Origin of the sequence: Chryseobacterium sp. WG23, assembly GCF_024586575.1 — a bacterium.
Classification (GTDB): domain Bacteria; phylum Bacteroidota; class Bacteroidia; order Flavobacteriales; family Weeksellaceae; genus Chryseobacterium.
Genome location: NZ_JALCZE010000001.1, coordinates 66,520 through 80,751, shown reverse-complemented (window position 1 = coordinate 80,751; position 14,232 = coordinate 66,520). Strand labels below are relative to the sequence as shown.

General features: G+C 36.0%; 18 protein-coding genes. 5 read left to right on the top strand and 13 right to left on the bottom strand.

What is annotated here, in order from left to right; genetic code table 11:
- Positions 1-103: 103 nt before the first annotated feature.
- The 10 genes from MP477_RS00420 to MP477_RS00375 form a co-directional block, all read right to left on the bottom strand.
- The gene (locus MP477_RS00420) at positions 104-679 is read right to left on the bottom strand and encodes a Crp/Fnr family transcriptional regulator (protein ID WP_257188717.1); all 576 of its coding nucleotides are present in this window, start codon (positions 677-679) and stop codon (positions 104-106) included.
- 6 nt (positions 680-685) lie between these two features.
- Positions 686-1,207, bottom strand: a complete 522-nt coding sequence (locus MP477_RS00415) for a GNAT family N-acetyltransferase (protein ID WP_257188716.1) — start codon at positions 1,205-1,207, stop codon at positions 686-688.
- A 9-nt stretch (positions 1,208-1,216) separates the two neighbouring features.
- Positions 1,217-2,227, bottom strand: coding sequence for a S41 family peptidase (locus tag MP477_RS00410; protein WP_257188715.1), 1,011 nt, complete (start codon positions 2,225-2,227; stop codon positions 1,217-1,219).
- Positions 2,228-2,295: 68 nt separating this feature from the next.
- Positions 2,296-3,090 carry an AraC family transcriptional regulator gene (locus MP477_RS00405; protein ID WP_257188714.1) on the bottom strand — a complete coding sequence of 265 codons (795 nt, stop codon included), beginning with the start codon at positions 3,088-3,090 and terminating at the stop codon, positions 2,296-2,298.
- Between the two features lie 52 nt (positions 3,091-3,142).
- Positions 3,143-3,724 (bottom strand): nucleosidase, encoded by a 582-nt coding sequence (locus MP477_RS00400; protein WP_257188713.1) that lies wholly within the window; start codon positions 3,722-3,724, stop codon positions 3,143-3,145.
- A 71-nt stretch (positions 3,725-3,795) separates the two neighbouring features.
- Positions 3,796-4,170, bottom strand: coding sequence for a hypothetical protein (locus tag MP477_RS00395; RefSeq protein ID WP_257188712.1), 375 nt, complete (start codon positions 4,168-4,170; stop codon positions 3,796-3,798).
- Positions 4,171-4,180: 10 nt separating this feature from the next.
- Positions 4,181-4,645 carry a hypothetical protein gene (locus MP477_RS00390; protein ID WP_257188711.1) on the bottom strand — a complete coding sequence of 155 codons (465 nt, stop codon included), beginning with the start codon at positions 4,643-4,645 and terminating at the stop codon, positions 4,181-4,183.
- A 142-nt stretch (positions 4,646-4,787) separates the two neighbouring features.
- The gene (locus MP477_RS00385; protein ID WP_257188710.1) at positions 4,788-5,489 is read right to left on the bottom strand and encodes a DsbA family oxidoreductase; all 702 of its coding nucleotides are present in this window, start codon (positions 5,487-5,489) and stop codon (positions 4,788-4,790) included.
- Positions 5,490-5,560: 71 nt separating this feature from the next.
- Positions 5,561-6,727 carry an MFS transporter gene (locus MP477_RS00380; protein WP_257188709.1) on the bottom strand — a complete coding sequence of 389 codons (1,167 nt, stop codon included), beginning with the start codon at positions 6,725-6,727 and terminating at the stop codon, positions 5,561-5,563.
- Positions 6,724-7,665: an alpha/beta hydrolase gene (locus MP477_RS00375; protein ID WP_257188708.1), complete on the bottom strand. Its 942-nt coding sequence runs from the start codon at positions 7,663-7,665 to the stop codon at positions 6,724-6,726. Before MP477_RS00375 ends, MP477_RS00380 begins: the two co-directional genes overlap by 4 nt.
- A 158-nt stretch (positions 7,666-7,823) precedes the next feature.
- On the opposite strand from MP477_RS00375, the gene MP477_RS00370 reads away from it, so the two are divergent.
- Positions 7,824-8,195: a helix-turn-helix domain-containing protein gene (locus MP477_RS00370; RefSeq protein WP_230036307.1), complete on the top strand. Its 372-nt coding sequence runs from the start codon at positions 7,824-7,826 to the stop codon at positions 8,193-8,195.
- A 102-nt stretch (positions 8,196-8,297) separates the two neighbouring features.
- Here the strand turns inward: MP477_RS00370 and MP477_RS00365 are convergent, their stop codons facing one another.
- Positions 8,298-9,584, bottom strand: a complete 1,287-nt coding sequence (locus MP477_RS00365) for an MFS transporter (RefSeq protein ID WP_257188707.1) — start codon at positions 9,582-9,584, stop codon at positions 8,298-8,300.
- 128 nt (positions 9,585-9,712) lie between these two features.
- Here MP477_RS00365 and MP477_RS00360 point away from each other — a divergent pair, with 128 nt between their 5' ends.
- The gene (locus MP477_RS00360; protein WP_257188706.1) at positions 9,713-10,471 is read left to right on the top strand and encodes an NUDIX hydrolase; all 759 of its coding nucleotides are present in this window, start codon (positions 9,713-9,715) and stop codon (positions 10,469-10,471) included.
- A gap of 83 nt (positions 10,472-10,554) precedes the next feature.
- Positions 10,555-11,286: an MBL fold metallo-hydrolase gene (locus tag MP477_RS00355; protein WP_257188705.1), complete on the top strand. Its 732-nt coding sequence runs from the start codon at positions 10,555-10,557 to the stop codon at positions 11,284-11,286.
- Positions 11,287-11,302: 16 nt separating this feature from the next.
- Here the strand turns inward: MP477_RS00355 and MP477_RS00350 are convergent, their stop codons facing one another.
- Positions 11,303-11,644, bottom strand: coding sequence for a hypothetical protein (locus MP477_RS00350; RefSeq protein ID WP_230036315.1), 342 nt, complete (start codon positions 11,642-11,644; stop codon positions 11,303-11,305).
- 598 nt (positions 11,645-12,242) lie between these two features.
- Here MP477_RS00350 and MP477_RS00345 point away from each other — a divergent pair.
- Positions 12,243-12,836 carry a Crp/Fnr family transcriptional regulator gene (locus MP477_RS00345; RefSeq protein ID WP_230036317.1) on the top strand — a complete coding sequence of 198 codons (594 nt, stop codon included), beginning with the start codon at positions 12,243-12,245 and terminating at the stop codon, positions 12,834-12,836.
- A gap of 70 nt (positions 12,837-12,906) precedes the next feature.
- On the opposite strand, the gene MP477_RS00340 is transcribed toward MP477_RS00345, so the two are convergent.
- Positions 12,907-13,533 carry a chloramphenicol acetyltransferase gene (locus tag MP477_RS00340; protein WP_230036319.1) on the bottom strand — a complete coding sequence of 209 codons (627 nt, stop codon included), beginning with the start codon at positions 13,531-13,533 and terminating at the stop codon, positions 12,907-12,909.
- 135 nt (positions 13,534-13,668) lie between these two features.
- On the opposite strand from MP477_RS00340, the gene MP477_RS00335 reads away from it, so the two are divergent.
- Positions 13,669-14,124, top strand: a complete 456-nt coding sequence (locus MP477_RS00335) for a PPC domain-containing DNA-binding protein (protein ID WP_257188704.1) — start codon at positions 13,669-13,671, stop codon at positions 14,122-14,124.
- Positions 14,125-14,232: the final 108 nt, after the last annotated feature.

Genomic DNA, 14,232 nt, shown 5'->3' with positions numbered 1-14,232 from the left:
AAACATTATAATCCATTATTTAAACTTTGGCATCTCTGATCTTTTGACAGGACAAATTTGTGCCGGAAAAAACAGAAAAGCCTCAACATATGTTGAAGCTTTATTAATTTATTTCTTTCTTGATCCTGCTGAGCTGAGTGGGTGTAATGCCTAAATAAGAGGCTATATGATGCTGTTTCAATCTGTTATGAAGAGGCTTATTTTCAAGAAGCTGCAAATAACGTTTCTTCGCGGTTTCATATTTTAAAGATACTTCCAAAGGCTCTTTTTTTACCACCCAGTTTTTCTCTAAATAATGCAAGTGAAAGAGAGCAAGGTCATGGTATTTTTCCAGTAATTCCCGATAGGCTTTGACCGGATACTGTATCACTGAACAATCTTCAAGAGCAATGATATTAAAATCGCTGGGTTCGTTTTTAATAATGGCTGCAGTAGATGCTACAAAGCTGTTTTCTTCAAAGAAGATTTTGTAGATATAATCTCCCTGTTCATCAATGGTATAATACCCTATCAATCCTGATTGTAAAAAGTAATAATATCTTGCCATGCTCCCGGATTCCAGAAGAAGCTCATTTTTATGATATTGCTTTTCAGTACAAATGTCTAACAAAGCAGCAGCTGTTTCCCCGGATAAAGGATAATACTGATTAATCTGCTCTAAGAATGTTGATTTGTTCATTGTTTTTTAATCCAATATCTTCTTCATCATTAAATCGGTCTGCTCCTCATCACCAAGTCTGAAAATATGTTTGTCAAATTCAACAAATCCGTTTTTTCTGTAAAAGTTCAAAGCTCTCAGATTCTCCTCCCAAACTCCCAGCCAAAGGTAGGATTTGCTTAACTGTTGAGCCGTTTCCAATGCCTGATCATATAAAAGCTGCCCCACTTTTTTACCATGATGGCTTTTTTTGACGTAGATTCTCTCAATTTCAAGACCGGTTTCATCCTTTAATTCGGTCTGTGCTTCACCTGAATTGATTTTAAGATAACCCACAGGGTTGTCTTCTTCCCAGGCAATATAGAACAGAGAATCCTGAGTTTTGAGTTCAGAGGTTAATTGGGGAGTATTAAAACTTTCTTCGAGGTACTTTTCCATAGCTTCATCAGTATTATCTTCTGCAAAAGTTTCAGTAAAAGTTTGTATTCCCAGGTTCTGTATAGTTTCCAGGTCGTCTATTCCGGCTTTAAGGATCGTTATTGATGACATAGTATATATTTATTGCTCTAATTTATTAATAAGATTTTTTATTTCGGGTATGCTGAGTTCTGTTTTTGTTTCTGTTTTTACAATATTTTTTAAAATTCTGATATGGACAGTTTTTAAAGCGTTTTCAGCTTTTACTTCCTGGTCAGGTAGTACTCCGATATGTTCCCAGTTGGTATGGCTGGTTAAAGAGGTTATTTTTCCCGCCGGAACAAGGAGTAAATACTGATTTTGAAGTATAAAATGATCTACCGGATTGGCAGCACCACCCGTTTTTTCACCTATTACTTCTGCTAATTTATGTTGCTGCAAAAAGTAGGCAAGGCCTTCTGCGGCAGAAAAAGTAGTTCCACTGGTAAGAATATAGATTTTTTTATGGAGATATTTTGTCCCGGCAACATTAGATTGAGTACTGTTCATTACAGTCTTATCATCATGTCTGAAATAGGTGGTATAAAGATCTGTTTTTTTATCAAAAAAATAACTGCAGAATAATAGAAGCATTCCATTGTCCCCTCCTTCATTTTCTCTAAGATCAATAATCAGGGAATTGGTATTGGCCACAAAATTCATTGCTCCGGCCAACGTAGCTGCACTGGCTTCAGGGGATGCGAAACCTTTAAAATTAATGTAGCCTATATTGCCATCCAGCCGCCGGACACTTTCAAAGCCAAAATTTTCAAGACTGTTATGAAAATTGTTTAATCTCACCTTTTCCTTTTCATCAACCAGTTTTTCAGGACTATAGTTTTCGAGATATTTAACAAAAAAATGTCCGTCTTTGATATCTTTCCTCAACTTTTGGGTGAGGAGTGCCGCAAAATCTTTTTTATTTAAGGTAGTATAAGTTCCTTTTTTAAGGTCACTTTGAAACAAGGAATCTACCTTTTTATAAGTTGTTTTATCAATATAATAGCTCTTTACTTTTTCTGTAATATCAGAAAGTACTGCTGTCATATCATCTTTCTGCGCATAAGAATATAAAGAATGGAAAAGGAAAATTCCTGCCAATAATTTTTTCATAGAAATAAGTTTAAATATTTCAGTAAAAGTATCTCAATGAAAATCGTAGAAATTGTAAAAATGGAAACTTAGATAAAAAACCAGATATTATTCTTTTCAGTATCTACGTTGTCAAAGAATTTCCCGGGACTTATTCTTGTCAGCTCCTTAAAGTCTTTAATAAGATGCGACTGATCATAAAAAAGATGTTCATAGGAAAGCTCTGTAAGATTTCTGGATTTTTTATTTGAGATGAGCACGTTACGAAATCGCTGAATTTTCCTGAATTCGGAGGCAGGCTTAAACAGATACCGTTTGGAAATCTTATTGACGTATTGTCTTGTTATTTTATTTTTCACGGCAATTTCTTCGATGCTCAGTTCAGTTTCAAAATCAGCCAAAATAGTATAGGCCAATTTTAAATCTTTCTGGCAGAGTATTGAAAGCCAGTAATTTTCCAGCATTTCAATTTGACTTTTTCTGTTGGGTTCTTTTAAAACAGCATTGCTGATGTCTTTAAAATCTGAAAGTTGAATATTTTCCTCTAAAGATGTACGATCATCTGCATCAAAAAAATGATAGATTCCCAAGGGTTTAAAGTAAAGAGTAACTTCATTGACAGATTGTTTATAAAAAATCTCGGTAGGAGCGGAACATCTGAAAACAAAATCAATCACTATGTTTTCTGACAAAGATCGGCTTAGCTCCATCCGTCCGTTATCTTGAGTAACGGATACATCCTGACAAGCTGATACAATACAATAATTATCCGGAAATGTAAGATACCTGACCGGCTGATGATCGTCATCTTTTTCTATAAAATAATACCCTTCAATATATTTTTTTAGAACAGGATGTACCGGCTGGTAAAAAGTAACTTTCATATAATCGGAGGTCTTAAAAAAAGAATCTTACAATAATCTTACGGACTGCTCCTTACGAAAATAATATTTTCTTAAATGCTTCAGAAGCCAAATGTACCTGTACGCTCCAGTCATCAGCGGCATCACTTCCTGCATCATCAGAAATGTATTTCAGACATAGAAACGGAATATTTTCTTTTTGAGCTATAAGCGCCAACGGATAGGCCTCCATATCTACAATATTATAATCTGTCTCAGAATGGTTCATTTCAAAACTGTCACCACTGCCACAGATTCCTTCTTTTAAAGTATCCATTTTAAGCCCATATTCCAATACAGGAGGTACTCCTGACAGCGGAGTCTCATAGAGTTGAAATCCAAGACCTCTTACATCCATATCCCGCTGGATAAATTTTGTACAGCATACCACTTCTCCTTTATGAAACCCTTTACTCCCTGCCGAACCCAAATTGACAATCAGTTTTGGTTTTCTAAGATGAATTTCTCTGGTCAGTTCTATCGCTGCATTGACTTTTCCAATTCCTGTTACCAATTTATTTTTTCCGTCAAATACAGTTCCTGCTTCTGAGTCTAATGCAAAAACAAAAAGAGTATCCGCTATTGGATAATGAGCTTCGTTATTAATTTTTATCATAGAGAAATGAGATGTATACCTTGTTTATAGAGTCTTACAAAGATATAATAGTTTTCTGTATTTTGTAAATATTATATAGTCTGAAACTTTTGTCTTTGAACATTAAGAATAATAAATATCAGATAACTGATTATAAAAGTAAACAAAGGAATTTCAAATGATAAATAATTAAATTTTACAAGAGGGACCTCTATCATTCTGCTTATGAGGGGAGAGAGCATTAGAATAAAGCTCAGGATTGTGACTGGAATTCTGTTTCGCCAACCGGTTACATTCAGTACAATTCCTAAAATTCCCAGAATTGCAAATATCTGATCAGTATTTCCAACATCAAAGACCGTAAACAAAAGCCAGCATATAAATGGCAGGCCAATCATTTCACCTGCTAAAATGATCAGTAAATAAGAAATAATGGAGACTATTCTCACACTGCTACTAATTTTCATAATCAACTTTTTAAGCTATTCCATGAGTTTTTAAATCATGATGATACTGTTTGGTAATATTGATTACAACATTGAAATAACATTTTCCTCCATCATGTACAATCAATTTTTCAGTTCGCCAATCATTATTATCCATATGCTCACAGAAGCAAAACACTCTAACAATTTTTTCTCCATTAGAATCTGTTGAAACATAATATTGTCTAAAGTAATTCCTTAAGTTTAATCTATATTTCTTATTCTCGATTTTATCATTGTACTCATTGACAGCCTTGATTACATTTTTATCTATGATCTTTAATTCAGATTGGGTAAGATCTGCCTTCTTTTCAGTAGCATCATCAAATATTGCAATATAATTTTGCTCCTTTAAAGTATCCGATGCTATAGAAGGAATATATTCAATGATTGGTTCTTTATTATTTTTACAGCTTATTGATAAAATAAATGGAATAATAGTTAAGAAATGTTTCATTAATTGGAGATGATCTTAGTAAAGATAAGTTTCAAATATAAAAATATTCCAATATATTTCAAAAGATTTTTCACAATCCAATAAACATCTTATGTAAAACCCCCAAAACAAAGTCAAAATGTTTTGGGGGTTAAAATAAATATTAGATACTGCATCCATCAGCATCGCAGGAAGCACCACTACTTCCGGAAATATCTTTAAAAGGACTTACCGTTTCTTTATAAGTCTGCTGAAGTGCTTCTTCAAAAGCTTCTACCGGCTGTGCTCCGGAAACAGCATACTTTCCATTCAGAACAAAGAACGGAACGCTGGAAACCCCGTTATTTCTGGCTTCCAGAATATCCTGGTTCACTTCATAATCCAACTGATCTGAAGTGACAGCCTTTCTTGCTTCTTCTTTATCAATTCCTAAGTTTTCTGCAAGAGAAACCAAAACTTCCGTGTCCCCTACATTCTTACCATCGATAAAATGAGCGATGAACAAAGCTTCTTCCATCTCATTAGACTTGTTGTACTTCTTAGACAAATGAAGCAATTTGTGGGCACTGAAAGTATTGGTGATCAGAGCTTTTTCAAAATTAAAATCAATTCCTGCTCCTTTTCCCATCTGGGCAACCTGGCTGATCATTTGGGTAGCCTGCGCTTCAGGAAATCCTTTCTTTTCTCTAAAATATTCAATTGTATTCTGAGTTTGCTTTGGGTCCAGACTTGGATCCAGTTGGAAACTCTTCCACTCTACTTCTACTTCATCTTTAAAAGGAAGTTTGTTCAGCGCTTGTTCAAAATTATTTTTTCCGATATAACAAAACGGACACATCACGTCCGACCATATTTCTATTTTCATTGTAGGTATTTTATGAAATTTACTACAGCAAAGATACGAATTTATTTTAATGTAATAAAATTTGTTACAGTTTATTCTTTACAGGGTATTGTAGACTGGCTCCGTTTTTCATACAGTCCTTTTAAGATCATCATGGAAAATGCAAGAAGTCCAAAAATAACTCCAATCCAGGGTGTAAAGACGACTCCTTTTGTGACAATAATCCAACCTCCGATAGTTGTTCCTAAAGTAACCCCTAAATTTCCAAATGATGTTGCCAGGCTATTGGCAAATTCTAAAGAACCCGGAGCTGCTGATATCATATAAGTAGAAGCATTCAAAAAGCTTGGGGAATAAAGAAATCCCCAAATCCCTATGACCAGAATAGTGGCTATCATATTTCCGTCTGAAACATATAGCAGGATGGGCACTAAAATGGTTCCGGAGAGGAAAAATGCCGTTGTTACGGCTACATTTTTATTAAGCATTTTCCCGGCAATCCAGTTGGCGAAAATTCCAATCGTTCCAAAAACCAGCAGCATATAACTTATCATTGTAGTGTCCATCCCTTTTGCTTTGTTCAGGTAGTCTGCAAAATAGCTGTACGTAGAAAACCAGGCTGTAATCATAAAAAAATTAGTCAATGTACTTAAGATAAAAGAAGGCTGAGTAAGTATACTTACCTGACTTCCAAAAGATTTCTTCTCCTGTACCGGCATTGACGGTAACAGAAACTGAATCGTAATAAGTGCTATTAAACTTACTGCAGTCTGAATCATAAAAGAATATTCCCATGACCAAAGGCCGGAAACCCACGTAGCAAAGGGAACTGTGGTTACCATAGCGATAGCAACTCCATTGAAAACAATGCTCATCAGCCCGTTTTTTTTATGTTCTTCGGCCTGAGATATGGCTACAGACAGAGCAGATGCAATATACACAGGCTGTAGAAATGCAGGAAGAATTCTAACAATCATCAGCAGCCAAAATGGCGGTGAAAATGAAGAAACAAATCCTGTAACCAAAAACATAAAAATAGCAGCCAGCATTATTTTTTTCCGGTCAAGCCCTGAGGTAAGCAATGTCATAAAGGGCCCCGTAAGAGCAATTACCAGGGCAAAAGCACTCAACAGATAGCCTGCTTTATCAATACTGATACTGTAATGTTCTGCAATCTGAGGAAGAATACCAATGACCCCAAACTCCGTTGTGATGACTGCAATAAATCCCAGACAGCCTATATAAGCATACTTTTTCATAGCTGATTTTCATTAATCGTTTTAAAATTCTGCTGGGCAAATTCAGCGATTTCATTAATTGCGGATTGTGTTTCATCCAATACTTCTCCCATATGCATAAATCCATGAACCATTTCGTTATAAAGGCTTTTTTTGACAGCAATACCTGCATTTTCCATGTTGCCGGCAAGCTGCTTTCCATCATCAATCAACGGATCGTGTTCTGCTAAAATAATCAGTGTGGGTGGAGTCTTTTTAAAATTTTCCAATAAAACAGGGATTGCCAAAGGATTGTTGGCCTGATCTTCAGGAAGATACCAGTTCCACGCCTGTATTCCTCCTTCTTTATTTAAAACAGGACCGTTTTCGTACACTTTCCAGGAATTGGAAGTGAATGTATTGTCTGCAGCAGGGTAAATTAATACCTGAAACTTCAGCAGCGCTCCTACCTCCGTTGAAACAGCTGCTGCAAGTGCCCCTCCGGCACTGTCGCCTATAATTCCAATTTGATTTTGATCGATTCCTAAAGAATCAGCATGGTCTGCCACCCATTTTACAGCATCAATAGTATCATTAAGTCCCGCAGGAAAAGGATGCTCAGGAGCAAGACGGTAATCTACAAAAATAATGACAGAACCGGTTTTATTGGCTAGCTTACGGGCAACAGCATCGTGAGTTTCATATCCTCCGGCAATAAACCAACCCCCGTGTACATAAATAATGGCGGATGATTTCTGAGCTGTTTTTCCCTTAGGGCGATAAATACGGATGGGAATCTGATAATTTTCCTTCGGAATATTCAATTCTTCAATCATAGTCACGATTTCCTTTTTCCCGCTAAGCTGAAGCGTCATTGTTTCAAGGTATTTTCGGGTATCATCTAATGGGCTCTGGGCATTAAATGACTGTATCTTTTCTAATTGATTTAAAATCCGATTGATTTGTGGTGTAAACTGCATTGTTATTTAATTTTGAATTACATTATTTCAGCAGGGAACTGTAGCGCTATCATTCCTTTATTGCTGTGTTTTTCTCTTTGATGGTACAAAATTAAATTTCAAGCCTTACATTTGCACTGTATACAGTGAATTGTACGGTACTAACAAATTTGTAAGTAATGGGAAAAATAAAAGAAAACTCAACCAATAATATCAACAGGCAGTATATTCATGAATGTGATCTCACCTATGCGGTTTGTAAGATTGGAGGAAGATGGAAACTTCTGATTCTGGATAAGCTTAAAGACGGAAAACTGCGTTTCAGTGAACTTCGGAAATCAATTTCAGGAATAACAGAAAGAATGCTTACCCTGCAGCTGAGAGAACTGGAGAAAGAAGGCTTATTAAAAAGAACAGTTCATGCCGAGGTACCACCCCGAGTAGATTACGAACTCACTGATATTGCCAGAGAGCTTATCCCTATCTGGAACGAGCTAAGTAAATGGGGAGGAAAACATCGGGAATTGCTACAGGAACAGGTAGAAGTTTAGGAATAGCTTTATATCACAGGAAAATATAGAACTTCTTCTTATAAAAACAAAATCTCTGATCAATACTAATCAGAGATTTTTTATTATTGTATGAGTGTGATCTCAGTTTTTGTTGACTCTTTGACAAAAGAGGATATGGGCAATCAGTGCTAAAACGCCAAAGGTTGTTCCTACAAAACAAACCCCTGCCCACTGTGCTTTCTGCCATGCAACAGAAGCCAGCCAGGTACCTAATGATCCTCCAATGAAATAAGAAACCATATACACCGTATTGAGTCTGTTGACAGCATTGGATTTTATCAAAAAGTAATTGGTTTGGTTCATAATATGGCTGGACTGTACCCCTAGGTCTACAAGAATTACTCCTGCAATCAGTCCCCAATAGGTTTCTCCGGCAAAATAGGTAAACCCCCAGCTTCCAATGACAATCAATAACGAATACAGTATAATCCGGTTGAGATCCAGGTATTTTTGCAGCTTTCCTACTTTCGCAGCTGCCAATGCGCCTACCGCTCCTGCCAGTCCGAAACTTCCTACCACTGAAGAGCCAGCATTAAAAGGCGGCTTTTCCATATGGAAAACCAAAGTAGTAAACAAAGCACACATAGACCCGAAAGCCATTGCTCCCCGGAATGACGCCAGCTGAAGAATAGGCTGTGTTTTGGCAAGATGAGCCACAGAACGCATCAGTTCTTTATAAGTGCCTTTGAAATTCGGATGAAGTTCCGGAAGCATTTTATAAACAGCCACCCAAACTAAAATCATTAAGCCTGCTGCAATTCCAAACATAGCTCTCCATCCCCAGACTTCCCCTACAATTCCGCCCACAAAACGGGAAAGTAGAATTCCTAATAACAGACCGGACATTACAAGCCCGATATTGCCAGCTTTCTCCTTATCTGATGATAGCTCTGCCGCAATGGGAACAAATAGCTGCGGGATAACAGATGTTGCTCCGATCAGTAGACTGGCTGCGTATAGCATCCATAACTGTGTGGCAAAAGTCATCCATAACAGGGATCCAAAAACAAGAAATAGATCAATTAAAATCAGTTTTTTACGGTAAAATTTATCTCCCAATGGGACAAGCAACAATAATCCCAGCGCATACCCAATCTGGGTAAGTACCGAGATCCTGCTCGCTGCACTTTCCGAAACATTAAGATCTTCAGAAATAAGGGCCAGCAAAGGCTGGTTATAGTAATTATTAGCTACCACAAGCCCGGAAATAATGGCCATCAGCCAGATTACAGTCCTTGAAATACCGTTAGAAGCGTTCTCCTGCATATTACAAATAAAATTAGAGTGGGTAGAAAATGATTTCGAATGATGGAGCCTGTCAGATCCGTCAGAAATATATTCTTTTTTTAAGAGTTCAAAGGTAGTCATTTTAATACAAGGAAATCATCTATTTAATCTGTCGGTATAATAGATTATTTTTCTCAAAACTGTCTTTAATAAAGTATTTTTGAAGTATCAATATGTTTTTATCTTACATTTGCCATACACACTTATTTATGAATGATATCGATTCTAAAGGGCAGATTCTAAAACGTTCTGCAGAAGCAAAAGAAATTTACCTCCCTCACCTTTCAGCCGATCCTGTTATTTTTGGTTTTGATCAGAATGAACTGAAAGTTTTGCTGGCAAAAATGAATTATAAAAAACAATGGCTTCTTCCCGGAGGATATGTACGTAAGGATGAAGATCTGGATGAAGCCGTACTCAGAATCCTGGAATCCCGGACAGGTATAACCCATGTTTTTCTTGAAGAATTCGGGGTCTTCGGAAAGAAAAACAGAAGTGAGTCTTATTTTGAAGATTTTGATGACAGTCTTTTCCAGAAACAGCGGTTTATTTCGGTGGGCTATTATGCCCTGTACCACTCTTCTGAAATCAATCCGGTTGCTGACGAAATGAGTGAAACCTGTGAATGGGTTTATTTAAGGCAGCTTCAGGAAATTGAGCTTGCTATGGATCACCGGGAAATCATTGAAAAGGCACTGCTGACTCTCAGGGAAAAAATTTCCTATAAACCTATCGGATATAATCTGCTTCCTGAAAAATTCACCCTTCCCGAACTGCAAAAACTCTATGAAGCGATATTCGGTAAAACACTTAATCGCGGAAACTTTTACAGAAAGATTAAAAATTTAGGCATATTAAGAAAACTGGAAGAACAAAGACGTGGAGGAGCCCATAAATCCCCTGATCTTTATTCTTTTGATCAGGAAAACTATACAAAAGCCTTGAAAAATGGTTTGAATAATTGGTAGATCATCTGTACGATTGCTTTTGTTGATGATCCTGATTGATGAAAAACCTTTGAACTTTTAGAAATATTGAAGAAATTTGCATCATGAAAATCATTCCCCTCAAAGAAGGTAATTTCTCAGCAAGCAAAACAAAAGATTTCAGTCTTTTAACATCAGAAAATTTTGATACGGCCAAAGGGATCAAAATGTCTGTACAGCCTTTTCTGATTATCACAGAAAATGACTATATCCTTCTGGATACTGGTATTGGATGGAAAAATGAGAATGAAGTCACTGTTGTTTCTGAAATCCTGAATAGAGAAAATATCAAACCGGAACAGGTTACAAAAGTACTGCTCTCCCATCTCCATAAAGACCATATAGAAGGTGCTGTAAGAGCTACGGATTATGGTTTTGAACCTACCTTTCCGAATGCTGAAATTTACATTCAAAAGCGTGAGCTGGATTTTGCTATGGAGAATAAAGGGAATCCTTCTTTCGATTTCGGGATCCTGGAAAAACTGATCCAATTTCCTAATATTGTATGGATGCATGAAGATAAAGGGCAGATTACCGATGAGATAGCGTACGAAGTGGTTGGCGGTCATACCCCCTTTATGCAGGTTTTCTGGATCCGTGAAAATGGAGAAACGGCTTTCTATGGTGCTGACGATCTGCCCCAGGCTTCCTATTTAAAATATCACCTGGCTTATAAAAGTGATTTCGATGGCAGAAAAGCAATGGAGTTAAGGCTTATGTGGGAAAAAGAAGCAAAAGAAAACCGTTGGAAAATACTCCTTTACCATGATCTGGACAAAGCTATTATAGAAATTTAAGTTCAAAAAAAATGGTTTAAATTTCATTAAACCATTTATAAATATCAAGCTCAGAAGGAATATTGAGTTTCTTTCTGATCCTGTTTTTCCTGTTTTGTATTGCTTTTGGAGTAACAAATATACATGTGGCTATTTCTTTTGTCGTCATATTAAGCTTCAGGTAAATACAAAAAATAGCTTCAGAATTTTTAAGGCCAGGCTGTATAGCAGACAATTTTTCGAAAAAATCAGGATAGACTAACCTGAACTTACTAAGTAAACGAGGAGAGTTTGCTTTAGCAAGTGCCATAATTTCGTCTTCTACAAGAATCTTCTGATTCAAATCCTCTAAATTGGATTCAGGTTTTTTGTTTTTCATAGTACGTTCTCATCTCTACTAAAGTCTGATGCAGCATTATTGTATGCATCAGTACAATATCTTTTTCTCTTATCAATTTCTGTTTTTACCATTCAGTACAGAAATTAAATAATTTTATGTATTAAAAGTTTTATTCTTTTTTCTAAATACAATTCAATAACAGCAATTATATTTTACCAGTATTGAGCTATCATGTTAAAATATTACACATATAGGATTACTATCATTTTTATACAGAGCAAAGAAAGAAAAAATGATTAAAATTCTATTAAAACAGTGTACCACATACATACCACGTTATGTTTTTAAGCAAAATATCATAACCGCTTTCATCAGGCGGTTTACCATTGTTTATGTCTCTTTATTTTAACATAATGTAAAAGTAGCAGATTCTTTGTTCACTTTTTATGATCCTGATCAATACCTTTCAATTTATTGATTTCATAAAAATGAATATTTGTGGTAGATATATGGTACCACATGGTGATAAAAACAAATAAAATAGATGTTTCTTTATTTTTTTTAAATGCAGCATTCCTGTTATCTATAAAAAGGTATTTAGGAATATTTTGAAGTTTAATTAGCTATAGTCACGAATATGATCAATGAAGATTTATTAACTTTTTTTGGAGCCGAAATAATAAACTATAAAGCGGGAGATCTCATTTTCCGTGAGCAGGAATATCCGATGTATTATTATCAGATTGAAAAAGGAAAAATTAAGCTTAACAACTATACTGAAGACGGAAAAGAATTTATTCAGAACCTATTTTCTGACGGCCACAGTTTTGGTGAGTCACTGTTATTTGTAGACCGTCCTTATCCTATGAACGCCGTAGCCATGGAAAAATCCTCTATCTTCAAAATGTCCAGAGAAAAGTTTTTAAGTTTAATAAGGGGCAATCCTGAGATTTCGCTGAATATTTATCAATGTCTTGCGGAAAGGATGTATTATAAATATATTATGCTTTACAATCTCTCTTTTCAAAGCCCCGTTTCAAAATTAAAATTGCTGCTGGATTACCTGAAAAGTTATCACGATGATAAAGCAGCCTATTCATTTCAGGTACCGCTTACCCGTCAACAGCTTGCCTCGCTTACCGGATTATGTGTAGAAACTGTTATACGTACCATCAAGCAAATGGAAAAAGATAATATTGTAAAGATTGAGAAAAGAAAAATCTATTATTAGGAAAGAAAACATCTATAAGAAGCTTCCTTTCCCTTAAATCAGCTGAGTAGTCTGGGTGTAAAGACTGTTCTTACAGGTCAAGCTGTCTCTGAAATTCCTCTATATATTTTGCAAGATGAATACCGTCTGCCAACCCATGATGTGCCTCAACAGATACCGGCATGTATTTTTTTCCATCGCGGATATTAAATTTTCCAAAAGCAACCTTCGGAACCGATTCTGTTGTATTAAAATCTGTAGGATGTAAAATAGCGGTGAAAGAATTCCATGGAATAGTCGTATGCCTTACATGATCTTTTCCCAGCCTTTCATTGCTTAACCGAAGCCCTGATGATTGATGTACTCCTTTTATTTCTTCCTGCAGGGCAGCATTGAAAATTTCAAAATCTTCCGAAAAATGAGTAAAAGAAAAGCCAAAAGTACCGTCAGGCCTCCCAATAGTACTTCCCGCATGAACTGTATCAAACTGAATGACCTCTCCCTCTACTATTCTAAGCTTTAATTCTTCAACTGTATTGATAGCAACCATAGATTTATGGTAATAATAAGCGAAGAAAGAATACCCGTTTTCTTTAGCCGTTTCATAGGCTTTTGTGCAATCTACCTCCGTTGTAAAGCCAAGGTACGGACTTGCCATACCTGAAAAAAATTCAAAATGCTCCTTTCTGTTCCAACTTTCAATATCGACGATCTTCATTTATTTTTTATTTGCTGCAAATTTCAGAAAGTTTCCCGGTTTTTAAAAATTTCCTGTGAAAAATATAATAAAAACTTATTCGGTAAAGTTCCCTGGTTGGTTAATTTTTTGCTTCAGAATAAGAAAAATAAGATCATGGATATCCACAACGTAAAAGGAACTCATTGGTCAGCCAGAAAAGTTGATCATATTTATATTGTAAGCCTTAAAAACCATTCTAAAATTGTTGAAACTTTAACAGATTTTGTACGGGACCAGAATATTCAGGCAGGAGAAATTACGGGAATAGGAGCTGTAAGTGAGGCTACCCTTCGTTTCTTTAATCCTTCAACAAAAAATTATGTTGATACAACTTTTAAAGAACAAATGGAAGTAACCAATATTTCAGGAAATGTTGCTGAAATAGAAGAAAAACTCACCCTTCACCTCCATATTACCCTGGGGAGAGAAGATTATACGGCTCTTGCCGGCCATCTGTTAGAAGCAACTATTCAGGGGGCTGCAGAATTTATTTTTTACCCGCTGTCTACCAGGGTAGTAAAAGTTAGAAATCAAGAAATAGGGATTAACCTCTATGATTTTGAGAAATAAGTTGCCAGTTGTTGCTGACAGTATTATTTGATGAAATATTCATTTGAGGTTTGAGGCTCTGCTTGAGATTATCTTCAGCACGGCATGGCGATCTTAATTTGAGGCGAT

Bases quoted from the DNA above. Each gene is read 5' to 3' on its own strand.
- MP477_RS00420 (WP_257188717.1), bottom strand. From the start codon at position 679: ATGAACAAATCAACATTCTTAGAGCAGATTAATCAGTATTATCCTTTA.
- MP477_RS00415 (WP_257188716.1), bottom strand. From the start codon at position 1,207: ATGTCATCAATAACGATCCTTAAAGCCGGAATAGACGACCTGGAAACT.
- MP477_RS00410 (WP_257188715.1), bottom strand. From the start codon at position 2,227: ATGAAAAAATTATTGGCAGGAATTTTCCTTTTCCATTCTTTATATTCT.
- MP477_RS00405 (WP_257188714.1), bottom strand. From the start codon at position 3,090: ATGAAAGTTACTTTTTACCAGCCGGTACATCCTGTTCTAAAAAAATAT.
- MP477_RS00400 (WP_257188713.1), bottom strand. From the start codon at position 3,724: ATGATAAAAATTAATAACGAAGCTCATTATCCAATAGCGGATACTCTT.
- MP477_RS00395 (WP_257188712.1), bottom strand. From the start codon at position 4,170: ATGAAAATTAGTAGCAGTGTGAGAATAGTCTCCATTATTTCTTATTTA.
- MP477_RS00390 (WP_257188711.1), bottom strand. From the start codon at position 4,645: ATGAAACATTTCTTAACTATTATTCCATTTATTTTATCAATAAGCTGT.
- MP477_RS00385 (WP_257188710.1), bottom strand. From the start codon at position 5,489: ATGAAAATAGAAATATGGTCGGACGTGATGTGTCCGTTTTGTTATATC.
- MP477_RS00380 (WP_257188709.1), bottom strand. From the start codon at position 6,727: ATGAAAAAGTATGCTTATATAGGCTGTCTGGGATTTATTGCAGTCATC.
- MP477_RS00375 (WP_257188708.1), bottom strand. From the start codon at position 7,665: ATGCAGTTTACACCACAAATCAATCGGATTTTAAATCAATTAGAAAAG.
- MP477_RS00370 (WP_230036307.1), top strand. From the start codon at position 7,824: ATGGGAAAAATAAAAGAAAACTCAACCAATAATATCAACAGGCAGTAT.
- MP477_RS00365 (WP_257188707.1), bottom strand. From the start codon at position 9,584: ATGACTACCTTTGAACTCTTAAAAAAAGAATATATTTCTGACGGATCT.
- MP477_RS00360 (WP_257188706.1), top strand. From the start codon at position 9,713: ATGAATGATATCGATTCTAAAGGGCAGATTCTAAAACGTTCTGCAGAA.
- MP477_RS00355 (WP_257188705.1), top strand. From the start codon at position 10,555: ATGAAAATCATTCCCCTCAAAGAAGGTAATTTCTCAGCAAGCAAAACA.
- MP477_RS00350 (WP_230036315.1), bottom strand. From the start codon at position 11,644: ATGAAAAACAAAAAACCTGAATCCAATTTAGAGGATTTGAATCAGAAG.
- MP477_RS00345 (WP_230036317.1), top strand. From the start codon at position 12,243: ATGATCAATGAAGATTTATTAACTTTTTTTGGAGCCGAAATAATAAAC.
- MP477_RS00340 (WP_230036319.1), bottom strand. From the start codon at position 13,533: ATGAAGATCGTCGATATTGAAAGTTGGAACAGAAAGGAGCATTTTGAA.
- MP477_RS00335 (WP_257188704.1), top strand. From the start codon at position 13,669: ATGGATATCCACAACGTAAAAGGAACTCATTGGTCAGCCAGAAAAGTT.